The sequence below is a fragment of the Nostoc sp. genome (genome assembly GCF_036916975.1).
Classification (GTDB): domain Bacteria; phylum Cyanobacteriota; class Cyanobacteriia; order Cyanobacteriales; family Nostocaceae; genus Nostoc.
In genome coordinates this window covers 42,570-48,569 of record NZ_JBALFF010000049.1, presented here as the reverse complement: position 1 = coordinate 48,569, position 6,000 = coordinate 42,570, and the positions used below count along the sequence as shown (strand labels likewise).

Annotated in this window: 4 protein-coding genes; 3 read left to right on the top strand and 1 reads right to left on the bottom strand. The window is 40.0% G+C overall.

Annotation, left to right across the window (positions count from 1 at the left end; all coding sequences use genetic code 11):
• From V7K73_RS11150 to V7K73_RS11140, 3 genes are all read left to right on the top strand, one after another.
• Positions 1-2,655 (top strand): hybrid sensor histidine kinase/response regulator (locus V7K73_RS11150; protein ID WP_334879871.1); only part of this gene is annotated, 2,655 nt, incomplete at its 5' end.
• Positions 2,656-3,629: 974 nt separating this feature from the next.
• Entirely contained in the window at positions 3,630-3,974 is a 345-nt protein-coding gene (locus V7K73_RS11145; RefSeq protein ID WP_100898754.1) for a DUF1815 family protein, read from the top strand.
• Between the two features lie 732 nt (positions 3,975-4,706).
• Entirely contained in the window at positions 4,707-5,207 is a 501-nt protein-coding gene (locus V7K73_RS11140) for an acyl-CoA thioesterase (protein ID WP_334879868.1), read from the top strand.
• Positions 5,208-5,299: 92 nt separating this feature from the next.
• Here the strand turns inward: V7K73_RS11140 and V7K73_RS11135 are convergent, their stop codons facing one another.
• Complete coding sequence (locus tag V7K73_RS11135) at positions 5,300-5,497, bottom strand: hypothetical protein (RefSeq protein ID WP_334879866.1); 198 nt, start codon at positions 5,495-5,497, stop codon at positions 5,300-5,302.
• Positions 5,498-6,000: the final 503 nt, after the last annotated feature.

Below are 6,000 nucleotides of genomic sequence, written 5' to 3'. Positions count from 1 at the left end.
GCATCACTTCAAGCAGAGCCAGATAATTTGCTCGGTTTCGATGAATATCCGCAACTGCTGTTTGAGGATGTCGCTACATCCACCTATATTCAGATAGAAACCCCAGAAAATCTGGATATATCGACTATAGAAAATTCTCTAGATAACAGTTTTGGGGAAACTTCAGATTTAACATCACTTCAACCACAGCCAGAATTAAGAGAAAGTGCGATAAGAATTGATTTACAAGATATCAATGACTTCACACAAACGGTTATTCAGGAAGGTGTAGAAACCGATTTGTGGGATCTAGAAGAGACATCTGAATTTGTACCAGTGTCAGAGGGCGAAAACGCTATTGTTACCTCAATTGAAGAATTGGTAACGACAGAAAACGTTGAAGTAGTTGCTCCAGAAAATGATTTTGCAGACTTGGAAGTATTACTAGCAGAGGAAGTACCACTTAACCCCAAAGCTAAGGAGATACCAGAAGTAGATTTTGCAGCCCTGGAAGAATTGCTGGGTACAGATAACAACAGCGATGTCTACGACGGGCTACCCCAACGCCAGCCCTTCAACACTCAACCAGTCTTAGCGAAAAGTGTCAATCCATCACCAGCTATAGATGAATTTGGTGACTTGGAGAAGTTGCTAGCAGAAGCGGATCAAACAATATCCCATTCACCATCAGTAAAATCTAACACCAACAAAGCTCCCCGTCCCTCTACCCGTCGGGCTGCGAGATTTGAAGAAACGATGAAGGTTCCAGTTAAGCAACTGGACGATATGAGTAATTTAGTTGGGGAGTTGGTGGTAAATCGCAATACCTTAGAGCAAGATCATGAACGGCTGCGGCAGTCATTAGATAACTTGCTGATTCAGGTACAACAACTCTCGGATGTGGGCGCAAGAATGCAGGAGTTGTATGAGCGATCGCTACTGGAAGCTTCTCTATTAGCTGGACGCAAAAAGAAAGACTCCGGTTTCCAAGCGCCTGATTTCAATGCCGATAGGGGTTTTAGCGAGTTAGAAATGGATCGTTTTACTCCCTTCCATACACTCTCACAGCAGATGATTGAGCGCATTGTGCGAGTACGTGAGTCGGCAAGTGACATTGATTTTGTTACCGAAGAAACCGAGCGCGTAGCAAGGCAGTTCCGCCAAGTAACCACCCAGCTACAAGAGGGATTAACAAGAGCGCGAATGGTGCATTTTGCCCAAACTATCGATCGCTGGCGGCGAGGAGTGCGCGACAACGCCATCAAGTGTGGCAAACAAGTAGAGTTGGTAATTGAAGGTGGCGATACCTTAATTGACAAGATGATTTTGGATCATCTTACCGATCCGTTAACTCACATGCTGAATAATGCGATCGCTCACGGTATTGAAACACCAGAAGAAAGGCAAGCTGCTGGTAAACCACCCGTAGGAATCATTACTATCCGCGCTTTCCACCAAGGCAACCAAACGATCATTTCTGTAGGCGATGATGGCGCAGGCATCGATTCAGTAAAGGTTAAGGCTAAAGCGGTAAAGATTGGCATGATTACAGAAGCGCAATCGTTAGCCATGTCTCGCCTAGAAGTCTACGATCTGCTGTTCCAGTCTGGTTTTACAATCAAAGACCAAGCAGATGAAATTTCTGGTCGTGGTGTGGGTATGGACGTAGTACGCTCTGAGATTAGCGAAATTCGGGGGACAGTGAACACCGATTCTACGATCGGTAAGGGAACCACTTTCACCATTCGTCTGCCACTGACTCTGAGTATTTGTAAAGCTCTCTGCTGCGTCTCTGATCGATCCAGAATCGCCTTCCCGATGGACGGTGTAGAAGATACGCTGGATATACCAGTCAAAAATATCCAGCACGATGCCAATGGGGAATCATTTATTTCCTGGCGCGATACCGTGCTGCCATTCCGACCTCTGAAAGAACTTTTAACCTTCAATCGTCAAATCAGTCGCGGTAATGTCTATGGCGGCACTAGAGATGATGATATGGTTTCTGTGGTGGTGGTGCGATCGGCAAATACCTTAATAGCTCTCCAAATAGACCTAGTGTTGAGCGAACAAGAAATTGTAATTAAGCAATTTGAAGGCCCCGCACCTAAACCCATTGGTGTAGCTGGTGCTACAGTCCTGGGTGATGGTCGGATTATGCCCATTGCTGACGTACTAGAAATAATTGACATCTTCCAAGGACGGATTTCTACAGAAATTGGTGGCAATTCTTGGCAACAGAAAGGGATTCCTGTAGACATCTCTCCTGCGAAGATTGACCCAACAGTACTAATCATCGATGACTCGATTACAGTCCGAGAGTTGCTCTCTCTAACCTTTAATAAGGCAGGTTATCGTGTAGAACAGGCGCGTGACGGACAGGAAGCTTGGGATAAACTCCGCTCCGGTCTGCCTTGCGATATTGTATTTTGCGACATCGAAATGCCCCGTTGCGATGGTCTGGAGTTACTCTCTCGCATTCAGAAAGACTCTAACCTCAACCACTTACCGATCGCCATGCTCACCTCTCGCGGTGCAGACAAGCATAGACAAATTGCAGCTCAACTCGGTGCTAGTGGCTACTTTACCAAGCCTTATCTCGAAGAAGCTTTACTTGAAGCTGCGGCGCGGATGTTGAAAGGGGAGAAACTTGTTAGCACTACAACTAATGTTTAGTAAGTAATAAGTAGTAAAAAATTACATACTAGGAAACGCGATCTCATTTCTGTTGTTATCTAGTAAATGATATCGCGCTTCCTCGGTTATAGTTTTCTTTTACAAGGGTTTTCAACGGGCATTCTTATAAAAAATAATTAATCAGTTTGAATAAATAATCGAAATATATTATATAATTATCATTCAATTTAGCAAAACCAAACTACGATAAGGAGCTTTCCAAATTTCTGTGCTTTGGTTTATACAACTTTTTGAGAGTAATCCCAAAATAGCAAAATAATATTGCCTAAATGGCAACATTGCTCTGCTCAGTTTAGGTATTGTCAGTGTTAAGTTTATCTATTGTGGATTCTCCACTCACACTTGTCTATTAATTACGTAAAACTTTTTGTATAAAGAACTCTAACTAACCTGCTTAGAGTACTGAATATCAAATTTGGACTGTTATCTGTTCAACTTTATATTTTATATATAGAGGAGCGAATTTGGTATACTTAATTCTTTCTCTATACCAAAATCTACCTTACAAACAGAACAAAGTAAACATCTAAAAAAAGAGTATAACAATGTAACAAAGAGTATAACAATGTAACGCTACATTATAGCCTCTAATAACACTCATTTAGACTACACTTCGCCAATAAAAGCGAAATATGTAGCTTTTGTGTAGTTGACTAGTGCTAAATTTAAGTTAATCTTAAAACGGATCGCTTCTTGTAAGAATCTACCCTGACAGAAGTGTATAAAGATACTAGTTAAATTTACCAATTCTGTCCCAGATTTTTAATTTGCAAACTGAATAGTTTGATACGGCGCTCAAAAACCTGATCCACTACCCTAAACAAGGTAGTCAATTAACGACTCAATATCATCTGTCTGGTAATTGTATTGAATAGTCTACAATACCAGTGGATGAGAAAATCTAAAGAAAATATAAAAGAAACTCAAATTACTGTGGTGTCTGGAGGACAAAAGTGTTTCTGAGACTAGCACATCAACATCGACAATTCGTCCAAGACTTGGTTATGAACCTGCAAGCCTTGGCGGTTGTATTAGAGCGGCGCGGTTATCCTGCGTCCTGTTACACCTGTGGCGACCAAATGAATAGTGCATCGTTTATGGTTAGCTTGGGTGATAATCACCTGATTCGGTTTTTAGTGTCCGATTACGGGATTACTTGGACGGAAATGCGGGATGACCGCGAATTAATGAAGCTAGAGGGTGCAGAGGCAATTAGTCAGTTAGACGATCTGGCTGATCTTGTCAAGCAATCTATGCAAACCGATACAGGCTCTAAAACTCTTGCCAAGAAGTATTAAGCTTCCAAAGGTTGAGCGGTTTCTTAGAAATTGATTATCGGTAAGTGGTAATCGTGGCTTAGTTAGCGATCGCTCTTACCTGTTCTCGATTACCGTTAAGTCATTGGCTCATAGCTGGCCTATGGCACATTTTTTTGTGTCTGCCAAAAGCTTACGAGCCGAATTCTGAGCCTTTAGGTGGAAGTTTGGTAAAACGCACAAGATAATTAGTAATTACTAATTCATAATTCATAATTAAAAGACAGGTTAACAAAACCTGCAACTATCAAGCAAGCAACCTAGTTTTGCTTGGAGTCTAAATCTACTTATATAAGGCAATTATGAATTCTTAATTATGAATTATGAATTTTTAATGAATTTTCTAGCTGACACATCAGCCAGAAGCTTGATAAAGGCATCCTCTGACATAGGTGGGGAAAGATCAACACCTAAAGTCCATTGCCAATCAAAATAAAAGATGCTCAGTAGTATGGGTGACTAAAATTACTAACTGCTGCCGCGCGTAGATTGTGACTTCTTAGCTTTCATTGCTTAGTAATTAATGAGACTTGAGCTTGTCGTAAAGCTTGAGCTTTTTCTCCAGACCATCCCAAAACCGAGATTAGGCTGCATAACAAAACACTCCCTATACTCGGAAGTTAAATATTAAATCAATAAGTCCGGCAGCGCAATTAATTTTTATGCTATTCAATAATTTGGAAAATTTATTTATAGGTGCTGAAAAATTTGAAGATGTCAGAAGAAAAACCCAGCCAACCAAAACTACCACCAACTAGCGCCCTTGACAATCCATCAAGTCCTGAATTTGAGAATTGGTTTGAATATCCTGTCAGAGTGCAACCCCACCACACTGATTATGCAGGTATTGTCTGGCACGGTTCCTATATAGCTTGGATGGAAGAAGCACGGATTGAGTGTTTGCGATCTATAGGGATTGAATTTGCTGATTTAGTTACTATAGGTTGCGATTTGCCAGTTGTAGAACTGTCGGTGCGCTATCACCACTCAATTCAATTGGGTATGGCAGTGCTGGTAAAAACGCGCATGGCTGAGGTAACTGGCGTGCGAATCAATTGGGATTATGCCATTGTCTCAACTGATGGGCAACAATTGTACGTCACTGCCAAGGTGACTTTAGTAGCTTTAGATAGCGAAAGAGGTAAAATTATGCGTCAGTTGCCGCCGAGTTTTAAGGATGCACTGGCTAAAATTTCAGCATTAAATAAAAATTGACCAACAAAAATTATAAAGGCAATTTGCTTTAAGGTTCAAAATTTTATTTGGTCATTTTTTGTAATTCACCTTTATTAACGAAGGTGAATTTTTTATTTGCTGTTTTGAATCTTTGATATATTTTGCGTAAACTGCATTATGTAATGCAAAATATCTTGTGGGGTAATGCCAAAACTAATGTTTAATAAAATCAGGATTGCGGCAATAGTTAATGCACTACTCACGGTTGCTTTCAACAACTTCCATAATATTATGAAAATAATCCAAGCTACAATTAACGTAGCAATCATAATCTAGAAATTCCTTAAGAATAGGCCTTATCTGATCAGGTGTTTATTCAGAAAGGGAAAGTTTTTATCTGAAGTAAAAATTATTAGTACTAAAGCTATTAAGTAGGTAGGCAAGATATAACTAAACTATGTAACGAAAAGTAAAATCTCTGGATTTGGCTCGTAGTTGCGCTTTAGCGCTAAACCGCAACTACGAGCGAGTGATGATTCTTTGCGCCCACTTACTTAGACCTAATTTGGAATAGATATTAAAGCTAATATTTTTTAACTATACTAATACTATAATACCTGAAAATGAGACAATCATTCACATAAGAGGCAATTTATTTGGCAATTTGGCAGAATTACTGAAAAGATTTTTATTAATTTTTAGTATAAAGAATTACAATGTTCAGAAGTTATATTTTTGGAAGGATGTGAGGATAGACAAAAAGGAATTTAGCCGTTAGCCCTCAGCATTAGGCTGAAGGCTAAACAAAAATTGGTTAAAAGCCAGAAAATCT

Excerpts from the sequence above, each read along its gene's own strand:
- V7K73_RS11135 (WP_334879866.1), bottom strand. The coding sequence starts at position 5,497 with ATGATTGCTACGTTAATTGTAGCTTGGATTATTTTCATAATATTATGG.
- V7K73_RS11140 (WP_334879868.1), top strand. The coding sequence starts at position 4,707 with ATGTCAGAAGAAAAACCCAGCCAACCAAAACTACCACCAACTAGCGCC.